Source organism: Pantoea sp. X-Soil-MYKO-1785 (assembly GCF_059730675.1).
Genome location: NZ_AP036001.1, coordinates 553720 through 573964 on the forward strand (window position 1 = coordinate 553720; position 20245 = coordinate 573964).

Consider the following 20245-nt stretch of genomic DNA (forward strand, 5'->3'; position numbering starts at 1 on the left):
GAGCGTAATCTGCAAAGGTGTTTGCAGGATTATGCTCTTTTTCGCAATAGACTTCCTGACTAACATTTCCCTTCTGACGGAGAAACTGATTATGAAATGGTTAAGTCTTTTATTGGTTATCGTGGCAGGAATGGGGCTTGGAACAGAGGCGGGTATTCTGGGACCGCTTGGTGGCGTAGTCGGTCATTACTGGGCCACGCTTTGCATATTCGGCACAGGAACGGCACTGCTTTTCTTTATTTCAATTTTTTTTGGCCGACGTCGTCCTGTATCCATTATGACTTTGCCTGGCTGGCATCTCTCGGGCGGGCTATTAGGCCCCTGCTACGTCGTCATTATGACCGTTGCTGCGCCAGTAATTGGAGTGGCAATGACGATGACAGGCATCCTTGCCGGGCAGATAGCTAAAAGTCTGCTTATCGATCACTTTGGCTGGTTTGATACCCGGCGTCGCCCGGTCAACATGAGGCGAGTCATTGCACTGTGCTTAATTGCTGGCGCGCTGGCTCTTATTGCCGGAGGAAAATGAATGTTGATGATAATGATTTTATTAAGCCTGACAGGCGGTTGCCTGCTCAGCATTCAGGCTGCCATTAACGGGAAGCTGGGGCAGGAAATAGGTGCGCTTCATGCCACATTTATTAACTTCCTGTCCGGAACCGTACTTTCAGTTTTGCTGGTGATGTTTCTTGAGCCCGCCCACACGCAGTCACTTATGGATGTGCCTAAGTGGCAACTTAGCGGAGCTTTTTTCGGGATTTTGTACATCTTATTAATGATTTTCGCGGTTCGCCAAATCGGAACCGCGGTTGCAACCGTCGGCGTTATTCTCGGCCAGCTGGGTATGAGTTTATTTATTGATACTTCAGGGTTGTTTGGTAACAGCGCTATACCACTGACCTGGAACCGCATTGCAGCACTCGTTCTGCTGATAATCGCATTGTATTTCATCTTTACCAGCAACCGTGATCAGTCACAAGCATCTGGCTGATATCTGAAATTTTTCAGGAGAGCATTATGGATTTATATCTCAAAGGTAAAAAGGCTGTCGTCACCGGGGCCAGTCAGGGACTGGGCCGCGCCATTGCACGCACACTGGCTGAAGAAGGTGTAACGGTATTTGCTACAGCACGTAACGCCTCTCTGCTGAACGAATTAAAGCAGGAGTTCATTTGCGCTGGCCTGCCTGAACCGGTTATTTTTGTTCAGGACCTGATTTCACATGAAGCACCTCACGCCATAGCCGACGCGGCACTTCAAACCATGGGTCGGGTTGATATTCTTGTTAATAATGCCGGTGCCAGCTGTCCACTGGAACCGGTGGCTCCTGACGAGATCTGGGATGAGGCGATGAACCTCGGCTTTACCCGTCAGCGCCAGTTGACGCAGTTTCTCTTACCACACTTTATCGACAATCAGTCAGGGAGCATTCTGAATATAACGGGCACGACTGAGCCAACACAGGTCAATGCGTCTGCGGTTTCAAAAGCAGCCATCGCCGTATGGTCGAAAGGACTTTCTGAACAGATTGGGAAACACGGTATTACCATTAACTGCCTGCAGCCGGGGCTGCTTGATACTGCCCAAATCCGCAGACTTTTTCCTGGTGAGGCGCGTAAAGAATTCGCCGAGCGAGAGATTGCAATGAAAGATTTCGGCGAGGCTCAGGACGTCGCTAATATGGCGACCTTTCTCGTCTCTCCCCGTTCACGGTATATCACCGGGACCGTCGCCGTAGTTGATGGCGGCATGCGCCGCTGGTCCTTCTGACAAGCAGAAATGCCCGCTCTGGTCAGGTCTTCAGGGTCATCAGGTTAGCGGCCAGAATGCTATTCAGTTGTCTGGCGTTCTAAGCAGACCAGTGAGCAGGTAATGGTCTGCTTTTACACAGGTATACTTCAGCCAGCCACTGTCATTTTTCAGCGCTGGCTATGGCTGCAACGGCACGGTAAGCCCATGAGGCGAACACGTTACGGAAAAGCATACGGCAATGCCTGCTCAGGCTTAGCCGAGTGAAGCTTTTAGCGCATCTATAAAAACATTAACGCGCTGTGGCAGATATCGCGAGGTGGGAAGCAGTGCCCACACCGGTAGATTCTGCGCGTCAACATCCATGAAAGTCACCTCCTGTAACGTACCTTCGCTAAGTTCTTTTTTGACGTCCCATAAAGTAAGCTGCGCCAGCCCCATTCCCTGAACACAAAACTCCCGAATGCTTTCAACGTTGCCTGAACTGAACCGCCCATCCACGCTCAGGCTTGTACTCTGACCGCTGGATTGAAATGTCCACTGCAGGACATTTGTAAGCCTCAGGCAGTTATGCTCAGTCAGCTCACTGAGTGTGGCAGGAACACCGTACTGCCTGAGATAATCTGGTGAGGCGCAGACTACACGCGGATTATCCACAATTTTGCGGGCTATAAGGCTGGAATCTCGCAAGGGCGCAATTCGCACCGCGACATCAATTCCGCGTCCGACAATATCGACCACGTCTTCGCTGAACTGCAGATCGATTCGTAGGTCAGGGTTGGTTTCAAGTAGTTCAGGAATCAGTGGAAGCAGGTAGCGCCGCCCGAACCCTGACGGCGCAGTAACCCTCAGCAGGCCAGACGCGCCTTTCGAATCGGGGGAAAAAAGACCCTTTGCACCCTCTTCGGCCTCAACCAAAGCACGGGCATACGGAATAAACTCTATCCCTTCCTGGGTAAGGGATACCGAACGTGTTGTTCTCTGGAGCAGACGAGTCCCCAGTTCACGCTCTAACCCGGCAAGTCTGCGTGAAACGGCCATTGCCGAGATGTCCAGCCGTCTCGCAGCCTGGGACAGGCTGCCGGCTTCAGTGATGGTCAGAAAAAGCTGTACGTCACAGACGTTCATGATGTTTTTACACTACCCGTGAAACGTTATTATCAAGCCCTGTAGGGAGGTTGATTTATACTTTTTAAAGCATGTTTGATTGATCATCTAAGAGTGCATTGAGCTTTATGCCCGCCACATTCTCTCTGTCAGCCGGATTTCATTTAAGCACAACCCAATATGCATCAGCGGCGTACGGTGATTATATCAGTTTATGATATACCAGCTTATCAGTCCCATGCGTTTATAGCTGCATCATTAAAAGATATCTTTCCCTTACTGTTACTTATCTGATCCGGGGAAAAATATGTCTGCATCACCGCTTTTTAACAGCTTTACGCTCAAAAATATCAAACTGAATAATCGCCTGGTAGTGGCACCGATGACCCGCGTGTCGGCCTCGGAATGCGGTATCGCCAGCAATCGCATGCTTTCTTATTATGAAGACTTCGCCCGGGGTAATTTTGCTCTGATCATTACGGAAGGAATTTATATTGATAATGCCTGGTCACAGACCTATGCGTATCAGTCGGGCATTGTTTCATCCATGCAGATCGCTGCATGGCGCAAAATCACTGAGGCAGTTCATGCTCAGCAGGGAAAGGTTATCGCACAGATCCAGCATTCCGGTGCGCTTTCTCAGGATAATTTCCATACGGAGGGTACAGTTAGCGCCTCTGCTGTTGAGCCTGAAGGCACGCAACTCACTTTTTACCGTGGCAAGGGCAAGTACCCTGTTCCGCGTGAGCTTAATGACGCCGAAATTCAGCAGATTATCCATAGTTTTGCGGATGCAGCGGCGAACGCGGTCCATGACGCCGGTTTTGATGGCGTGGAAATTCATGGAGCTAACGGCTATCTGCTTGATCAGTTCTTTACCGATTACACCAATCTTCGCGAAGATAAATGGGGTGGCGATACGGCGGGGCGTCTTACATTAATCCTTGAGGTCATTAAGGCTGTGCGTACCCGACTCGGCGCTGAGTCGATTATTGGCATCCGGATTTCTCAGAGTAAGGTAAATGATTTTCATCATAAATGGGCTCACGGAGAAGACGATGCGCGTACTGTTTTTACGCTGTTAGCCCAGTCAGGCATTGATTACCTGCACCTGACTGAATATGAAGCCTGGCAGCCTGCATTTGAGAGCGGACCGCTATCACTTGTCGCGCTGGCTCATAAATATGCGCCTGATTTAACAATTATCGCCAATGGCGGCCTGCATGAACCACAGCGTGCAATAGAGGTGCTATCAGCAGGCGCTGATCTGATAGCACTGGGCCGGGGGGCGCTGGCGAACCATGACTGGCCAAACCGCGTAAAAACCGGTAGGCCGCTGGCAGAATTTGATCGTGACATCCTCGGTCCTGTAGCAGACATTAAAGATAGCGAATTACCAGCAAGCTGCTGATTGACAGCGAAAAAACTTTGGTCGATAGTCAATCCAAAACGGGGGATCGCTTGATGAAGGGGGCTCTGTCTGGGAAACGATTCGTCTTGTGCTGGCTCAACCGCGTAGTTTCCCTATAAGTTGCATCTATTTTTAAGGTCCAGCACGAGAAGATCTGAATGTCGGAGCTAAATCTGGTGACGTCAAAAAGGGGGGCAACGTCCGCTTTTCGCTCACAGCGGACCTTATGTTCTAACTTTATGCCCGCTTTGTACCACAAGCAGACATGGTGCGCTTCATCTTAGCTAATGTGAGAGTCACCCCAGCCAATCAGTCAAAATAGGGTTTTAAAATTTCTTCAGTCCAGTGCATAAAAGCCCTGACACGCCGGGACAGATTTCGTCGATGCGCGACGACAAAACTGGCACTGAGCGGCTCGGGACGCAGATCGGCAAGGATTTCCACCAGTGCACCGCGCTCAATATAGGGCGCGAGTGTGGAGTAACCGCCCTGGATTAAGCCCAGCCCGGCCAGCCCCGCCTCATGATAGGCCGGTACGCTGTTGACCCGCATCGCGCCGGGTAACACCAGAAATTTGTAGCCGTCACCCGTCGGATATTCCCATCCATCAGGCTTCGAACCAAAGCTCCGCTGGTAATGCACCATCTGGTGTTTCTGATTGAGAAGATCGTCAATCGTCTGCGGCATCCCGAAGCGCGCCAGATAGTCCGGACTTGCTGCATTGATCATGCGTAGCTGCCCCAGAGGGCGGGCAATCAGCTGGTCATCTACGATCGACCCCATGCGGATGACACAATCAAATCCCTCATGGACCAAATCAACACGGCGATCGGTGCTTGAAAGCTCGATCTCCAGTTCAGGGTGGGCTTCCAGCAGCTGAGGCAGAGCCGGGATCACCACGCTTTGTGCCAGCACGGCCGGCATATCAACCCGTATCCTGCCGCGCAGTGACATCCCATCGTGAGAGAACATTGACTGCAGCTCTTCGGCTTCCGATAGCAGGTCTCGTGCGCGTGAATAAAACGCCCGCCCATCTTCGGTTAACTGCACCGTCCGCGTGGTGCGGTGCAGCAGCGTGGCACCGGTCTCCTTTTCAAGTTCACGCACCACCAGTGAGGCGCGTCCTTTCTGAATACCCAGGCTTTCAGCTGCCTGAGTAAAACTCTTCATCTCCGCCACGCGGGCAAAAATAATCAGCGCCTCGAGGTTTTTCATTGTTCCCCTTAAGAGTAACAGTGCGTTATTTCTTCGGTTATTTATCACCATATTAATAGCTAATAGACTGCTTTCACACCGCGGATAACGCATAACGCGATCGGCAATGACGGAGAAATTTCTCCCTGAAAGGCTTAACCGCTTTGCGGACTGTCACTGGCTGGAGGCTGAAGCAGGGACTCAGGTTGCCCGCGTCATTCAGATAACTGTCGGTTCCGCGGGAATCAGGGCGCAGGGGCAACATAGTAAGAACCTTGTTACCCGCCATTCGGCCTGTTGATCGGTTGAAAGATTTTAAACACCTCATCCCCGTTCCGCATTGGGTTAACGCCAGTCGCGTTGCCTTACGCTGGAATTTACCACCGCTAAGAAAGGATAAAGAGAAATGAACAAAGGTTATTTAATCGCTCACGTGACCGTATCAGACCCTGTCGCCTACGCTGAATATGCCAGAGCGGCTGGCGAGGCAATGCAGGCGTTTAATCCGAAGATTGTTGCCTGGTCAGGGCAGTATGAAAATCTGGAGGGAGAAGCGCATGAACGGCATGTGGTTTTTGAGTTCGACTCTTTTGCCGAGGCCAGACGTTTTTATCAAAGCCCTGCCTATCAGGCCGCCAGGTTGCTGCGTGCAGGTGCTGCATGCGGAACGTTTGTGCTGGTAGAAGGGGCCAGCCTTTAAACGCTACCTCATCTGTTTTGCGCTCGCAGTGAATCCGGGGTGCAGAATCACGTCAGCACCCGGAGTACCACCCGGATTAGCCGGAAAATACCACGGTTAATCATCTGATGAGCGACGCTACCTGACTAAAAAGCGGTAAGGTAGCGCGCAATCGGCTACGGCAACTGACGGGGTTAGTTCCGCACAGCGTCTGTATCTGCCTGTTCTGTTTTGCGTAAAGCAACGCCGGTAAAGTTTTCAAACAGACGCTCACCGTCCGGCCATTCACCATAGCCTGCGGCCGTATGCAGATGTCCCGCGCCGCTGAACAGTCGGGTTTCGCATCCCCAATCCAGCGCCAGCGAGCGCGCCCGTGCTTCGCTGAGGTGCTGATCATTATCGCTGTGAATCAGCAGCGCACTGTACCCTAACCGGCCCGACGGCAAGGGGCGCTGCTGTCGGATAGGCACGATGGCGGTTTCAGCATCGACGTCTGCCGGCGCCACCAGAATCAGCGATTTTATCCGGCTGGATGCGTGGGTTGCGGCCCACTGGACCACCGCTACCGCGCCACAGCTGTGGCCCAGCAGCACAATGTCGCCCTGGGTTTCAGCAATCACCTGATCAAGTCGCTCAACCCATGCAGCAGAAGGCGAGTTCCAGTCATCCTGCTGAACGCGGACAACGTTGCTGTATTTCCTTTCCATAAAAGACTGCCAGTGTTCCGGGCCTGAATTGGTATATCCCGGCACAATAAGGTAGGTGGTGGTCATTCGTTTCTCGCGTCAGGGGAATTGGCGGAAGAAAGGAGGATGACGGATCCAGCCGTCATGCCCTTTCCTCTTGTCAGGGATTTCATCAGATGCAGGAAACAAATGCCAGAGGTCAATTCCCGGCTCACTCTTCAAAGAGATCTCTGTGCGCGACATCCGCGTTATCCCGGCTAAGATCCGCTTCCGTTCAGGCCCGGAGGGTGAATTTGCACGGGCGGGTAACAGAGTATGGCGTTGCGATCCTCGCGGATTAAAGCGCAATCACCCACTCATCATCCCCTTTCCGGAGGCAAAGCGTGCGCAGCGTGTCTCTGTCAGGAAAGCAGGCGCAGGCCAAAGATATTCTGCCCTTTGTCGTGCCGGTAGTAAGCACTGCCACCGTGTAAGGTGGCGATTGCCCGCACCAGCGACAGTCCCAGCCCGCTTCCGGCGGTGTGACGGACGTTATCGCCGCGCCAGAACCGTTCGAATAATTTTTCTGGCTCCGCCAGCTGTTCACCGGCGTTCGACACCTCAATCTCAACGCAGTCAGCATGATGAAACGTATTGACCCGAATCACGCCTTTTTCAGGTGAGTAACGAATCGCGTTGATCAGCAGGTTACTCATCGCACGCTGGAACAGCATTTTATCTGCGGTGAGGCTGCCTTCGGCGTTGAGTTCAATCACCTTCTCCTGCTCTTCCGCAACCGGCTCAAGAAAGTCGATCAGCGCTTCCAGCGCATCATGCAGCGGGAAGTCCTGTTTATTGAGTCTGATATTGTGGTGGGTGGCGCGCGCCAGGAAAAGAATGTTTTCAGTCAGCCGCGACAGGCTCTCCAGCTCTTCAATGTTGCCTTCGAGCAGCGTCTGGTACTCAGCGGCTGAGCGTTGATGCCCCAGCGCAACCTGATTCTGGCCCAGCAACACATTAATCGGCGTGCGGATTTCGTGAGCCAGATCGTCAGCAAACTGCGTCAGGCGGATAAAGTCTGTCGATAAGCGCTGGCGCATAGCATTAAGCGCGTTGCCAATCGGCAGCAGCTCCTGCGGAATAGCCTGAAGCGGCACCGGCTGATTTAACCGGTCACTGGCCGTTTCTGCCACCATGTTACTTAACCGGCCGATCGCCCGTAGTCCCCGGCGAATAAGCAGCGGACTGACGGCGGCGCACAGCAAAATGGCCGCCAGTGAAACCAGAATGCTTTGCTGGCGATAACGCTCCAGCATCAGCGCTCGCTCGCGTGCGACCCGGGCGAGCGTAATGGTGACCGGCCCGAGCGATGAATTTGCCCGCAGGCTTAACGCCGCCGCTTCGGTATTGTCCGCGTTGATCCAGCGGTGCAGTTGTTTCTCACTGGGTGGACTGTTGACCGGCGTGGGCGAGAGGTCGGGCAAGATAATCCCGGTATGATTAATGCTGACGTTTTGCTCATGCTGCGAGCGGATGCTAAGGATATCCTGATGGATATCGACCATCCGATTGAAATAGAGCGGCAGCGAACTGGGATGTGCGCCATCTTCAAGCAGCTGCCTTAACTGCGCCGCCCGGTTAATCAGCGTTTGATCGTCACGCCAGACCAGTTCGCTGCGTAAGGCGTTATACAGGATCAGGCTGATGCCGCCGCAGGCCATCGCCATAATCAGCGTAAAAATCACCGTCAGCCGCAGCGTCAGAGAAGGGCTATACACCATCGACCGCCTTTTCTGACAGGCAATATCCCATGCCTCTTACCGTCGTAATCAGCTTTTGAGGAAAAGGATCGTCGACTTTACGGCGCAGGCGGCGGATAGCGACATCGACAATATTGGTTTCACTGTCGAAATTGACGCCCCAGATCTCGCTGGCCAGCAGGGTGCGCGGCAGAATCTCACCGTGACGGCTGGCGAGCAGCCATAACAGCATGAACTCTTTGCGCGTCAGCGTCAGTGTGACGCCGTCACGCATCACCTGAAAGCGCGCGGAATCCATCACCAGATCGCCGACCCGCAGCAGGCTACTGTGCGGTTGCTGCTGCCGGAGCTGATTCCTTACCCGGGCCAGCAGTTCAGCAAAGGAAAACGGCTTGACCAGGTAATCATTTGCCCCCAGCTCCAGCCCTTTCACCCGGTCATCTACCGAGTCTCTGGCGGTCAGGCAAATCACCGGAATATGACTGGCGGTACGCAGGGTTTTAAGTACCTGCCACCCATCCATTCCTGGCAGCATAATATCCAGTATTACCAGGCTATAGGGATGCGACAGCCCAAGGTGCAGGCCATCCCGTCCGTCTGCGGCGTGATCCACGATGTAGCCCGCTTCCTCCAGCCCCTTACGCACCCAGGCGCTGGCCTTCTGGTTATCTTCAATCAGTAATAGTTTCATCGGCGCAGTTTGCCATGAAATTTATCACCGCCCCAACGTTTCAGCGCCAGATGACAATATGGTCATCTTTCTGACAGGCAGAAGGAACCACCGCACCGGTATAACAGCAGGACGATTAACACCGGAGTATTAAAAAAATGAAAAAGAGTCTCACTGCGCTGGCGCTCGCCACGCTGCTTGCCGTTCCCGCAGTCAGCTTCGCTGCCAGTAAAAATCCGCTGAGCGTTCATGTGCTGAACCAGCAAACCGGGCTTCCGGCCGCAGAGGTTGAGGTGATGCTGGAACAGAAACAGGGAGAAAGCTGGAAAGTGCTGAACACCGCCAACACCAACCAGCAGGGTCGTATTGATGCCCTTTGGCCAGCAAAGCCGTTTGAAGTGGGTGACTATCGGGTGATTTTTAAAACCGGTCACTATTTCGCGGCACATCAACAGCAGAGCTTCTTCCCGGAAATCCCGGTGGAGTTCCATATCACCAATACCACGACCACCTATCACATTCCGTTACTGCTCAGCCAGTACGGTTATTCCACCTATCGCGGGAGCTGAAATAAATGAAACGTTTACTGCTGGCAGTGATGCTGACAACCGGACCTGCCGTGGCGCTCGCTGCTGAGCCCGCCTCCGTTTATGACATGACCCAGGCGCTGAGCAATCAGCTGGCAACCGAGGCCCTGTCTGCCTGCCATAGCATGCATCGTCAGGGCGTGGTGGCGGTGGTGGATCGGGGCGGAAATCTGGTGACGCTGATGCGGGATGACAACGTGGGACCTCACAATACCCAGGCGGCCTGGCGTAAAGCGTTCACAGCGCTCTCCACCAAAACCCCAACCAGACAACTGACCATCAAGGCGCAATCATCACCGGAAAGCGCCAACCTGAACACGGTTAATGAGCTATTACTGCTGGGCGGCGGCGTACCGGTGCAATATCGCGGCCAGTGGATCGGGGCTATCGGCATGGCGGGCACCGGTGGCGCAGAGTCCGACGATCAATGTGGCACCGAAGCAATTAACAAAGTGCTGGGTAACGGCAAGCAACAGTAATCACCCTGCGGTGCGGCGGATGTTATTGCTGTCAAACGCGGGGAAGAAACGCTTCCCCGCGCTGTTAGATCAGTTGCCGCCGGAACGTCTGCTTTGTGCCAGAAGCGGACACTGCTAATCCCCTTATACGCACTTAAACAGTTTGCAATGCTGCTGATTTATTCCTCAGATAAAAATAGCACTAATGGAAAGATGTCACTTCGCTTCCTTATGTATATCTCCATCCATCGATATTTATTAATCAAGGATGCACAAATATGCTGAGAGGTAAAAGAGCTGTGATCACCGGTGGCGGCAGTGGATTTGGTCAGGCGCTGTGCGTGTGGCTGGCGCGAGAAGGTATCGAGGTGGATTTTTGTGCGCGGCGGGCAGAGGATATTCACGATACCTGGAGCATCATCGCTGCTGAAGGTGGCGTGGCAAAAGGGTATATCTGTGATTTAACCCGACCTGAATCCCTTTCTCAGTTTTCTTCACAGCTGTTAACTTCAGAAAAGCCTATAGACATTTTAATTCTGAATGCTGCTCAGTGGTTGTCAGGGAGATTAGATGATCAGCCTGACACAGAAATTATCAATACCGTCAGTTCAGGCCTCACAGGTTCGATTCTACTTACTCAGGCTCTGCTGCCTGGGTTAAGACGTTCAGAAAATGCTGATATTGTCTCAATTATATCTACATGTGGAGTCCCGAATTTTACGGATTCTATTGCGCACCCAGCCTTTTTCGCCAGTAAACACGGGCTTAGCGGGTTTACAACTAAACTTGCACAGCAGTTATCTGAAGAAAATATACGTGTTACCGGGTTGTACCCTCCGGATTTCGAAATTACAGGGATAGACACTTCTGTCGATAGTCAATCCAGAATGGGTGAACGTCTCATGAATGGACGAGCGGTCTGGGAAACAATTCGTTTTGTGCTGATACAGCCTCGAAGTTGCCATATAAGTAGCATCTATTTTCAGGGTCCAACTCGCGAAGATCTGAACACCAGGAGCTGAAGGGGATGACGGAGAGCAAAATGGTCAACGTCCGCTTTTCGCTCATAGCGGACCTTGCCATGCACATGTGTCCGCTTCGTGCCAAAAGCGGAAGTAACTTCTGATAGTTTGTGTGGATCAACTGGGAGCATGTCAATTGTCGATGCAACCCAGACTTTACGACAACTTTAGTTTTAATCAGTAGGCTGAACAGAGCGCTTATCGAGTGCTAAAAGCCAGCCTGGCTGCAAAGCATAAAAAGAGTCCCCCGGTTGCACGATCCATTGCTCTGATGACGCGGCTTTTTTTCAGTATGCCGGACGCAAAGTGTGTAGACATGATAAGAGTGACTGACCACAGCGTGCCAATCAGGACATGGATGCTGACAAGTATAAATGTCCAGATTAAGGGTGAGTGCCCGGCAGGTATGAACTGAGGTAAAAACGACACATAAAAAATGCCAATTTTTGGATTGAGTACATTTCCAAGCATCCCTTTTACAAACCAGTTTCCCTGAGAAGATGTATTGCCATCATTTTCACTGAATGACGATCGGGGACGCCTGAGCAACTGTAAGCCCAGCCAGCACAGGTAGCCCGCTCCGCAGATTTTCAGAATTGTGTAAGCAAGCTCTGAAACCGCTAGCAGAGCCCCAAGCCCGAGTGCGACAAGCGCCCCCCAGATGAAACAGCCGGTATCGATTCCAATGGCGGCCTGAAAAGCTTTCTTCCCACCTTCGGCACAGGCAGTTCGAAGGATCAGTGCTGTATCAAGACCAGGAGTAAGGGTAAGCAACAGTGCTGCAAAGGAGAAAGCGAGAAGTGAATCGGTGACTGACATTTTCTTTATCCGAAAGAGCGGATGCTACCTACTTATTTTCGGCTGATCAATAGGTTGAAAAATAGTTCTGGAAAAAATAACAAAAAATTGATGGTGAGGGGATCAGATCATCCTCGTTAAGGCCGTATTCAGTTTGTCTTCAGATAATATTTCGGCTTTTCGCTCTTAGCAGACCTTGCATCCGGAACGTCCGCTTTATGCCAGGAGCGGACTTTCAACACATGGCGGTTAACTGGTTTATTTCGCTGAACACGACGTCTCTGGTCAGCACCCGGAATAGTCATTTCACTGCGTGCTGATTAGTACCCGGAATTTATGGCTGTGACTATTTTTGGCTTTATGCCAGCACGACTCCCTGTTGCACTATCCCCTGAGCGACTCCTGCGGCGGCAGGTTTGCACTGGAGCGTATTTCAGAAACGCAGGGTAAAGATATTGCGCCATCGGCATGCACGTCACCACCGTGACACCCGGCTCATTCCTTACGGACCGCGTGGGACGTTCGATGGTATGAAGCGCCCGAATGATGCCTGACACGCTATTCGGGCATATTCGTCAGACACGGGAGGCGAAAAGCGGAAAACAATCCGGAAATTCCGGCAAGCCTGCGCAGACCATACTGGCGTTGAGAGGAACCCGACGCCACCGGCGCATCTGTTGTAAGGCAGTGATGCCCAGGGGTTAGCCGGTCAAAAACTGGCGGCCCTTAATCAGGAAATTGTCTGGTGGAAGGATCTTACGCGTTCAACCGCTGACGGCTGAAACAGACGGCCACTGATCTGACTTTCCGGACTGAAGACGCGATCAGATTCCGATGCATAGACGGTGCACCACGTAAGCGAAAACAGAGAGTTTAGCGGCTTGCTGGTCGCTGCCTCGCAGCCAGCTGAGCCTGTTGTGTCAGCGTTGAGATCCGCGGGGGCGGACGCGCGGAGCAATCCGAGCCGTGCCGGATAAGCCGGGTACTCAGCGCTGTCCCGACAGCCAGGCAGACATTATGTGACGCGCAACGATAAAGCTATGGATCATGGCTACGCCGCTGTGACTGTTGCCCGGCATGCTGTAAAAATTGCCGCCCATCCCGGCGACGCTAAGCGGTGTCCCCATTGCATACCGGGCAGAATGACGACGTTGATTCAGGCGCAAAAAGATAAATGCTGGCGATACATTTAGATTAAGTTAACCGGGTCAGAGAAATGAATAGTAAGCCAGCGGCGCTTTGCACGTTATGAAAGCGTTGAATAGAATCGGCATAGGATGACATCATCAACCTGAGGCAAGCATGAAAAAATCGATCGTTCCTGAAGACTTTAAGCATTATTTCGATGACTGGCACTTCTCTCCGGTCATCGATGCAGAGGGTACGGTGTATCTGTCAGGTGTAACTGCAGTGCGAAAGGATAAACCCATTAGTAAGGATCCAGAAGAACAGTTTCACGATGCCTTTTATAAGCTTGGCGTTTATTTAAAAGCCGCCGGTTTAGGCTATGAACATATTCTGGAGATGACAACGTTTCATATTGACCTGAAAAAACATAGCGCACTGTTTTCTCATGTTAAAGATAAATATATAAAAGCGCCTTATCCGGCATGGTCTGCCATAGGCGTGTCGGAATTTATCCCGGAGAATGCACTGGTGGAAATGCGGATTGTGGCTAAAAGAGGATAATAGTTATAAATCCTGCGATACAGATGAGGTCTGTCAGAAGCGAAAAGTGGACTCCGCCAGCGCTTGTTTCTGACTACTCTGCCTGACTCAGAAAAAGGTTCTTGATTATTTTATCCCTGGCTATCGTCACCTGACTACCGGGGGTATGATTACCGGACTGGCATCAGCGATTTACCCCATTTAACTGCATCGTTAGCATAACACTGATTGCCAGTGAGATAATCTACTGATAGCCCTTTAGCAGAGCTCGCAAGACTACCCGGCATTTGACTCTTTACGTTCCTCCTCATCGACCTCACGTGGAAAATAGATGAAGCCTGACGGCGCCCCCTTGACAGGGAAAAATAAATAGTCGTTAAACGTCATTATCCATTACGCACGGGAAGCCGGGCCGGATAATGCCATCTCTTAGAAAATCCGTTAATTTACTTTTTCTTTAACTACATAAACACCACTATCGCGCCTCAACCTTTTAACCCTCTTACCAGGCCCTGTCTTTTAACAATAAATAAAAAAGATGACTGCAATCCTTACGCTCACATCTGGCACAAAGCGGCTATCAGATTTGCTATCCCTGAAATAGCCAGAAATTCAATGCCCGTCTTACTAAGGCGATGATACAAATACCGGCGTTTGCTGTACGGGCGCAACAGAAAAATGACGCTACATGTGTTTTATCTTCTCTGCCGGAGACCGGCCAGACCGACATTTAAACTCCCGATTAAACGTCGACAGACTTTCAAATCCTGCTGCGGCCGCAGTCATCTGCTGACGAACCATCAGCATATGCGGCTGGTAAAAGCGGGCTGATTTTACATACTGCATAGCCAGCATCCTGATATTGCGTGTGAAATGATGACGAAGCAATCAGATTCCAATGCACAGGCGGTGCACCATGTAAGCGAAGACAGCGGGCTTATCAACTGGCTGCTGCCTCGCAGCCAGCTGAGGCTGTCATGTTATCGTTGGGATTCGCGGGCCTGGCTCGCGAAACTCTCCGGGCCGTGCCGGATAAGTCGTGTACTCAGCGCAGCCCCGATAGCCAAGCAGGCGGCCATTGTGAGAAGCGCAACAATAAAGGCATGGGTAATGGCTGCGCCGCTGTGACTGCTGCCCAGCATGCTGTAAAAAATGCCGCCAATCACGGCGACGCTAAGCGCCGTGCTGATCTGTAAGGTGGCGCTGGTTATTCCCGCAATCATGCCTGAGAACGATGGCGCGACCTGGCCCGTAACCATCCGCACCAAAGTTGGCATCGCCAGTCCCTGCCCCATACCGGTCACAAAAAGCAACGCGGCGAGCGGCAGCATGGCGGGCGGTTTGCCCGTCAGCGTCATGGCAATCAATCCTGCCATGCCCGCCAGCCCGGCGGTTTCACATCCCATCCCGATTGCGCTCAGGTAATGACCGGTAAATCGCCTCAGCCAGGGCGTCAGTAACGGACCGATCAGAAAACCCACGCCAAACGGCAGAAAAATCGTGCCTGCGCTCAGCGCATTTAAATGCAGTGCGCCCTGCAGATAAACCGAAAACAGAAGGAAGAAGGTGCCAATGGAATAAAACAGTAAAACAATTACGAGTCCCTGCCCCAGCCCTGGGGCGCGTAATACGTCCGGATCCAGCAGGGGCGATCCGCCCTTCTGGCTGAGCCGTTGCTCATAGCGCCATAACAGCACGGCCAGCAGCGGGAAGGTAAGCAATAACATCCACGTCCACCAGGGCCATTCCGCTTCACGCCCTTCAATCAGCGGTACGATCAGCGCGCTTAGCGTTAATGTGGCCAGCAGTGTACCTACAGGATCAAGCCGCTGCGCCACCCGCGCCCGCGTTTCTTTCAGCAGCGGCAGACCAAAAAGAACGACCAGGAGTGCCACTGGCAGGTTAACCAAAAAAATCGCCCGCCATCCCAGATGGAACAGGTCGGCTGAAATCAGGATCCCACCCAGGACCTGTCCGATCACAGAGGCCAGACCAAACACCGCGCCATAGATACTCAGTGCTAAGGGTCTCTCCGCTTCGGGAAAAATGACCTGTACAGAAGCCAGCGCCTGAGGGGCCATAATGGCAGCCGTGGCGCCCTGTAATATCCGTCCGGCTATCAGTACCCAGGATGATCCGGCAAAACCGCACAGCAACGATGCCGCAGCAAACCCAATCAGCCCGATAAAGAACATCTTTCCGCGACCGTAGATATCACCCAGCCGGCCACCGGTGATCAGGGTCACGGCATAAACAGCAGCATAGGATGAAATAACCAGCTGTTCCGCCGAGGAAGTGGTGCTCAGCTCATTCTGAATAGCAGGCAGTGCCACGTTAACAATAAAGAAATCGAGCGGCGGCAAGAATGCCCCGACCAGTAAGATAATAAACATCGCCCAGCGGCGCGGCTCAGCGTGCGGGATGCTGTGTGCCGACATAGATCACTCCTTATGGAACAGTTTCCCAGGTAAGGACACGTGGTAATCGGGAATGTTGAGTTCGCAGGGCAGGTCACCCCGCTGAAACGTAACGCCGTCCCGGTCAGCGCATGCCACCGGAGGCGAGGATCACCTCACCGCTGATCCATGCCGCCTCGTCTGAGGCGAGAAAGGAGACGATCGGCGCAACGTCCTTCACCTGTCCGATGCGGCCGAGCGGCGTCTGCTCCTCATTCCATCTCTGGAAGTCTGAGTTCATCGCACCAGCGCTATGGCTTCCTTCGGTTTCGATCAGGCCAGGATTGACTGCATTGACGCGGATTTGCCGGGGGCCCAGCTCTCTGGAAAGCACACCGGTGATGGCGTCGATCGCGCCTTTGGCCCCGCTATAAATGGCGCTCTCCGCAAGAAAAACGCGGGTGACGAACGAACTGATGTTGATGATGCTGCTGCCTTTACCCAGGTGCGGCACGGCTGCGGCGCTGACCAGTAAGGGGCCCAGCACATTGATGTCGAACTGCCTGCGGTAAAGCGCCTCGGTGCTTTCCTCAATGCTGGCAAACTGATAAACACCGGCGTTGTTCACCACAATGTCCAGCCGTCCGAAAAATTCGAGTGTGGTGTTAATGAGTAACTCAACCTCTGGCTGGCGGGTGACATCCGCCGCGACGGCCGTTGCCTTTCCGCCAGCAGCTTCAATCGCCGCAACTACCTTTTCTGCCCCGTTTCTGTCTGAGAGGTAATTGATGACAACGTCTGCACCGTCAGCAGCCAGCTGGCGGGCGATCCCGGCGCCTATACCTTTTGAACCACCGGTAACGAGGGCAACTTTGCCTTTGAGTCTGTTCATACTTTCGCTTCCTGTAAGAGCCGCCTGAGGCGACGGAGTGAAAGAACCTATGGTGATACCTGCAAAGTTGTTTGAGAACTGACACTTTTGTATATTGGCCGTTCATTTTTGAACGGTGGGTTCAGCGTATGGAGTGGGGAGATGTTCAGGTCTTTCTTGCCGTCATCCGTAACGGCTCGTTCGGCAAGGCGGCATTGAGTCTGGGCGTAAGTCATCCGACGGTCGGACGCCGCATTAAAGCACTGGAGGATGAGGCGCAGCAGGCGCTGTTCCGTCGCACAAAAGAAGGTCTGGTGCTGACCGATGCCGGTGATGGCGTCATGAAACTGGCAGAGGCGATGGAAAATTCCGCGCTGGCACTGGAGCGACGTCTGGCGGGTAATCACGACCGTCTTGAAGGAATACTGCGCATCTCCGCCGCAGAATGGTTTACTAACACTGTACTGGCACCCGTGCTGAGTGAACTGACGCGCCGTCATCCGGCAATTGTGCCGGAGGTGATTGCCAGTTTCCGCCTGCTTGATCTGTCGCGCCGTGATGCGGACGTCGCGTTTCGTATCGTTCCCTTTACCGATCCGGATATCGTCCAGCGCCGCCTGATGAGTGTGCCCTACGCGCTTTACGGGACGCCAGAAACGGCACAGGCGCTACTGACAGAGCCCTCATCGGTGGGTTTGATCCTGATGAATACCGGACAGTCACATTTTCCTGACGTCGCCTGGCTGCTGGAGAAGTTTCCGCAGTCACGACCTGCCTTTAAAAGCACAAGCCGGGCTGTGCAGGCACAGATGTGCCTGCGGGGAATGGGCGTCGCCGTACTGCCTCAACCGCTGGGTGATACCACACCTGGCCTGCAGCGCATAGCAACGTCCGATTTTCCACCTTCACGGGATATCTGGGTCGGATACCATCAGGATCTGCGTCATATGGACCGCCTGCGCGCCTTGCTGGACCTTGCAGACAGGATGCTGATCTGAACGTCATGTCGCTCAGGTCGCCGCTTCTCAGGCCGGTCTCTCCGTGTGAGATGCTTTCACTTCCCCGTGCCTGCGGACCACTTCATCAATAATTGTGCGCATAAATCCTTCCACAAAATTCGCGTCAAGACCTGCACTCTGCCCGATTTCTCTGAATCGGGTGAACTGCAGGGTTTCTCTGCCTGTGTCAGTTCCTGGCAGATGATGTGCGGCTTTGAGCTCACCCACTTTATGCGTGCAGCGGAAACGCTCAGCAAGGATATGGATAAGCGCAGCATCGAGATTATCGATCGTCAGCCGATACGAGAAGAGCTCTGCCTGATGATCATGAGAACACATTGCTTCACCTCTGACATTAACCTGATTTAATTGTGGGTCAGACTGACGGCGAAATGCTATTAGCCGCCAGATTATGAGTGGCCGTTAAACCGCCAGTTTTAGGGTTCAGCAGTGAGCCCTGTTTCGACGACTCTTTTTTATGGTCAGGGTGATGGCCGAAATCAGGAAATAGAAGACGCCAAAAGCCGCGTAAGGCACAACCGTGGTCACATCCAGAGCCATATTACTGCTCGCCTGTTTAAACATAAACACACCCGCTAATGCAGATTGCGCGCCGCTTAATATCATTGCCCACTGTCCATTAGCCTGTTTCCAGCGACGAACGGACGCCGAGAGCTGCAGTACACCTGAAAATATGGCCCACAGCCCAAAAACTTTAATGGTGGCATTCATACTGATAGAGAGCGCCCAGATAATAGCAGCGGCGACAAGCAGGCTGACGATAAAGTTAAATTTCTGGGGGGGGTTAACTGACAATCCGCCGGATCGACTGGCATCCAGATAATTCGCGATAGCATCCCATGCCGGATAGAGAACAAGCAGAACAGCACCAGTCGCGGGATTATTTTTTCCTATCAGTACCGCAAGGGTAATCCAGACAAGCGATCCCGCCGCACGAATATAGTAGTAAGAATGAAGCCATTGATTCTGAGCTTTGGCAGATAGTAATGTGTTGGTTCGCATGATGACTCTCCAGATTGATTTTACTTATTACAGATAATGCAGGTGAGAGGATTCACCTGATTTAATCCAGTATTCATTTCGTCAGGTAATAAAATAAGCAGGCACTAAATTCCCCAGGCTATCTATTTCTGATAGTGTATTTACAGAAACAGACCTTTAATTAACAGAATGGCGTGCCCGTTAAAGCCATCGATGAAAATCTGTTATCATATTTAATTACTGTGCTCAGTTTCAGCCACGGCCCGCCTGGCGATATCCCGTCTGGTTTAAATGACGAAGCCGGCGTATACGCAATGGATTGCCGCGGTAAAAAGGCACCGGCGCCCGGACAAATTCAGGTGCGATCCAGATATAAATGATTGAAGGTGTCAGGGTTACGGGCGGGTAAGGTTGCGGGCAGGCAAAGAAAAAATCTGAAACAAGCGAATAACAACAGGAATCACATCTTAATTCAGGATGTTTTCTGTTTATTTTCTCATATACCCCTGAATCGGCCTGCTTAACCGACTCACTGCTATTAGCGTCAGACGCTTCACTGAAAGCATTATCAGTCAGGTTGCATGCGGTTAGATTTTCCCTGATAGGTTTTGCAGAAACAGGGGCTGTCCGGGCCGGCTGTAATAGCATTTTTCTGCTGGCGAGCAGTTGTGCAAGCATCGAGTCAATATCTGCCCGGCGCGGGGGCTCAGTGGCAGACTGTTTTTGCATGACGGGCTCTTTTGAGGCTTCAGAGCGGGAAAGCCGGACCTGCTCTTGCAGCTGAGACTGAAAACCTGAGGCAATTGGATCGGGAAACCGATCATTCATTCTTACGGTATTCAATGCTGCAAAATCTGGCATGGAAGACAGTGCTCGAATAGTCGTCATCTGTAACCTCTCCGTCTGAGTCAGGGTGCAGTGAAATAGCCTTCATCAGGGTATTTCTTCAATCGTTAACTTTCGTGAGGCGAACTCAGGTCCGCATCGTAAAATCATCCGACCTATCAGAAGGTAGGCTCGGCAGTGATAAACACACCGGCTGATGATGCCCTGCTTCATATGGGGCATGTAACCGCTCATTTTAATTGTTGCGAAACCCGGTCGCCGTAACTGCCCTGCGGTTTCGCGTTTTAATAAGCCAGTGAGCCTGGCTGCTGACGGAATAAAACCGGTCAGGCGGCCTTTAAATCCGCCAGGCAACACCTTATCT

General features: G+C 52.4%; 22 protein-coding genes and 1 pseudogene. 10 read left to right on the forward strand and 13 right to left on the reverse strand.

Going from position 1 to position 20245, the window contains the following annotated elements; translation table 11 throughout:
- Window positions 1-31: 31 nt before the first annotated feature.
- Genes AC6I8D_RS22535 through AC6I8D_RS22545 form a run of 3 tightly spaced genes read left to right on the forward strand, consistent with a single transcriptional unit; the run spans window position 32 to window position 1770 of the window.
- Window positions 32-529, forward strand: a complete 498-nt coding sequence (locus tag AC6I8D_RS22535) for a DMT family transporter (RefSeq protein WP_497820985.1) — start codon at window positions 32-34, stop codon at window positions 527-529.
- Window positions 530-991: a DMT family transporter gene (locus AC6I8D_RS22540; RefSeq protein ID WP_031374403.1), complete on the forward strand. Its 462-nt coding sequence runs from the start codon at window positions 530-532 to the stop codon at window positions 989-991.
- Window positions 992-1017: 26 nt separating this feature from the next.
- The gene (locus AC6I8D_RS22545; RefSeq protein WP_497820986.1) at window positions 1018-1770 is read left to right on the forward strand and encodes an SDR family NAD(P)-dependent oxidoreductase; all 753 of its coding nucleotides are present in this window, start codon (window positions 1018-1020) and stop codon (window positions 1768-1770) included.
- Between the two features lie 234 nt (window positions 1771-2004).
- On the opposite strand, the gene AC6I8D_RS22550 is transcribed toward AC6I8D_RS22545, so the two are convergent.
- On the reverse strand, window positions 2005-2877 hold the full coding sequence (locus AC6I8D_RS22550) for a LysR family transcriptional regulator (RefSeq protein ID WP_031374401.1): 873 nt from the start codon (window positions 2875-2877) through the stop codon (window positions 2005-2007).
- A gap of 286 nt (window positions 2878-3163) precedes the next feature.
- On the opposite strand from AC6I8D_RS22550, the gene AC6I8D_RS22555 reads away from it, so the two are divergent.
- Window positions 3164-4267, forward strand: coding sequence for an oxidoreductase (locus AC6I8D_RS22555; protein ID WP_312055617.1), 1104 nt, complete (start codon window positions 3164-3166; stop codon window positions 4265-4267).
- Between the two features lie 309 nt (window positions 4268-4576).
- On the opposite strand, the gene AC6I8D_RS22560 is transcribed toward AC6I8D_RS22555, so the two are convergent.
- Window positions 4577-5482: a LysR family transcriptional regulator gene (locus AC6I8D_RS22560; RefSeq protein ID WP_497820987.1), complete on the reverse strand. Its 906-nt coding sequence runs from the start codon at window positions 5480-5482 to the stop codon at window positions 4577-4579.
- 385 nt (window positions 5483-5867) lie between these two features.
- Here AC6I8D_RS22560 and AC6I8D_RS22565 point away from each other — a divergent pair, with 385 nt between their 5' ends.
- A complete protein-coding gene (locus AC6I8D_RS22565; protein ID WP_497820988.1) occupies window positions 5868-6161 on the forward strand; it encodes a DUF1330 domain-containing protein in 294 nt (97 codons plus the stop codon).
- A 173-nt stretch (window positions 6162-6334) separates the two neighbouring features.
- Here the strand turns inward: AC6I8D_RS22565 and AC6I8D_RS22570 are convergent, their stop codons facing one another.
- The 3 genes from AC6I8D_RS22570 to hprR all read right to left on the reverse strand — a co-directional run bounded on the left by AC6I8D_RS22570 (window position 6335) and on the right by hprR (window position 9256).
- The gene (locus AC6I8D_RS22570; RefSeq protein WP_312757598.1) at window positions 6335-6913 is read right to left on the reverse strand and encodes an RBBP9/YdeN family alpha/beta hydrolase; all 579 of its coding nucleotides are present in this window, start codon (window positions 6911-6913) and stop codon (window positions 6335-6337) included.
- A 314-nt stretch (window positions 6914-7227) separates the two neighbouring features.
- Window positions 7228-8583, reverse strand: a complete 1356-nt coding sequence (locus AC6I8D_RS22575; RefSeq protein ID WP_497821065.1) for a heavy metal sensor histidine kinase — start codon at window positions 8581-8583, stop codon at window positions 7228-7230.
- Window positions 8576-9256 carry a response regulator transcription factor HprR gene (gene hprR / locus AC6I8D_RS22580; protein WP_312055614.1) on the reverse strand — a complete coding sequence of 227 codons (681 nt, stop codon included), beginning with the start codon at window positions 9254-9256 and terminating at the stop codon, window positions 8576-8578. Before hprR ends, AC6I8D_RS22575 begins: the two co-directional genes overlap by 8 nt.
- Window positions 9257-9393: 137 nt before the next feature.
- Between hprR and uraH the strand changes: the two genes are divergently transcribed.
- The 3 genes from uraH to AC6I8D_RS22595 all read left to right on the forward strand — a co-directional run bounded on the left by uraH (window position 9394) and on the right by AC6I8D_RS22595 (window position 11302).
- Complete coding sequence (uraH, locus tag AC6I8D_RS22585; protein ID WP_497820989.1) at window positions 9394-9804, forward strand: hydroxyisourate hydrolase; 411 nt, start codon at window positions 9394-9396, stop codon at window positions 9802-9804.
- Between the two features lie 5 nt (window positions 9805-9809).
- Entirely contained in the window at window positions 9810-10301 is a 492-nt protein-coding gene (locus tag AC6I8D_RS22590) for a GlcG/HbpS family heme-binding protein (protein ID WP_312055612.1), read from the forward strand.
- A gap of 257 nt (window positions 10302-10558) precedes the next feature.
- The gene (locus AC6I8D_RS22595; RefSeq protein WP_312055611.1) at window positions 10559-11302 is read left to right on the forward strand and encodes an SDR family oxidoreductase; all 744 of its coding nucleotides are present in this window, start codon (window positions 10559-10561) and stop codon (window positions 11300-11302) included.
- 198 nt (window positions 11303-11500) lie between these two features.
- Here the strand turns inward: AC6I8D_RS22595 and AC6I8D_RS22600 are convergent, their stop codons facing one another.
- Together AC6I8D_RS22600 and AC6I8D_RS22605 are read right to left on the reverse strand one after the other, a co-directional pair.
- Entirely contained in the window at window positions 11501-12121 is a 621-nt protein-coding gene (locus tag AC6I8D_RS22600; protein WP_312757607.1) for a LysE family translocator, read from the reverse strand.
- A 965-nt stretch (window positions 12122-13086) separates the two neighbouring features.
- Entirely contained in the window at window positions 13087-13227 is a 141-nt protein-coding gene (locus AC6I8D_RS22605; protein WP_156475007.1) for a hypothetical protein, read from the reverse strand.
- Window positions 13228-13402: 175 nt separating this feature from the next.
- On the opposite strand from AC6I8D_RS22605, the gene AC6I8D_RS22610 reads away from it, so the two are divergent.
- Window positions 13403-13789 carry a Rid family hydrolase gene (locus AC6I8D_RS22610; RefSeq protein WP_312057417.1) on the forward strand — a complete coding sequence of 129 codons (387 nt, stop codon included), beginning with the start codon at window positions 13403-13405 and terminating at the stop codon, window positions 13787-13789.
- A gap of 663 nt (window positions 13790-14452) precedes the next feature.
- Here the strand turns inward: AC6I8D_RS22610 and AC6I8D_RS22615 are convergent.
- The 3 genes and pseudogenes from AC6I8D_RS22615 to AC6I8D_RS22625 all read right to left on the reverse strand — a co-directional run.
- A pseudogene (locus AC6I8D_RS22615) lies at window positions 14453-14644 on the reverse strand (helix-turn-helix transcriptional regulator); the annotation flags it as partial.
- A 104-nt stretch (window positions 14645-14748) separates the two neighbouring features.
- On the reverse strand, window positions 14749-16206 hold the full coding sequence (locus tag AC6I8D_RS22620; RefSeq protein ID WP_083069410.1) for an MFS transporter: 1458 nt from the start codon (window positions 16204-16206) through the stop codon (window positions 14749-14751).
- A gap of 103 nt (window positions 16207-16309) precedes the next feature.
- Window positions 16310-17056 carry an SDR family NAD(P)-dependent oxidoreductase gene (locus AC6I8D_RS22625; protein ID WP_061704204.1) on the reverse strand — a complete coding sequence of 249 codons (747 nt, stop codon included), beginning with the start codon at window positions 17054-17056 and terminating at the stop codon, window positions 16310-16312.
- Between the two features lie 128 nt (window positions 17057-17184).
- Here AC6I8D_RS22625 and AC6I8D_RS22630 point away from each other — a divergent pair, with 128 nt between their 5' ends.
- Entirely contained in the window at window positions 17185-18033 is an 849-nt protein-coding gene (locus AC6I8D_RS22630) for a LysR family transcriptional regulator (RefSeq protein WP_061704203.1), read from the forward strand.
- A gap of 27 nt (window positions 18034-18060) precedes the next feature.
- Here the strand turns inward: AC6I8D_RS22630 and AC6I8D_RS22635 are convergent, their stop codons facing one another.
- From AC6I8D_RS22635 to AC6I8D_RS22645, 3 genes are all read right to left on the reverse strand, one after another.
- Complete coding sequence (locus tag AC6I8D_RS22635; RefSeq protein WP_073999548.1) at window positions 18061-18372, reverse strand: chorismate mutase; 312 nt, start codon at window positions 18370-18372, stop codon at window positions 18061-18063.
- A gap of 105 nt (window positions 18373-18477) precedes the next feature.
- Window positions 18478-19056: a DUF308 domain-containing protein gene (locus AC6I8D_RS22640; RefSeq protein WP_061704201.1), complete on the reverse strand. Its 579-nt coding sequence runs from the start codon at window positions 19054-19056 to the stop codon at window positions 18478-18480.
- A 231-nt stretch (window positions 19057-19287) separates the two neighbouring features.
- The gene (locus AC6I8D_RS22645; RefSeq protein WP_312057413.1) at window positions 19288-19923 is read right to left on the reverse strand and encodes a hypothetical protein; all 636 of its coding nucleotides are present in this window, start codon (window positions 19921-19923) and stop codon (window positions 19288-19290) included.
- Between the last annotated feature and the right edge of the window lie 322 nt (window positions 19924-20245).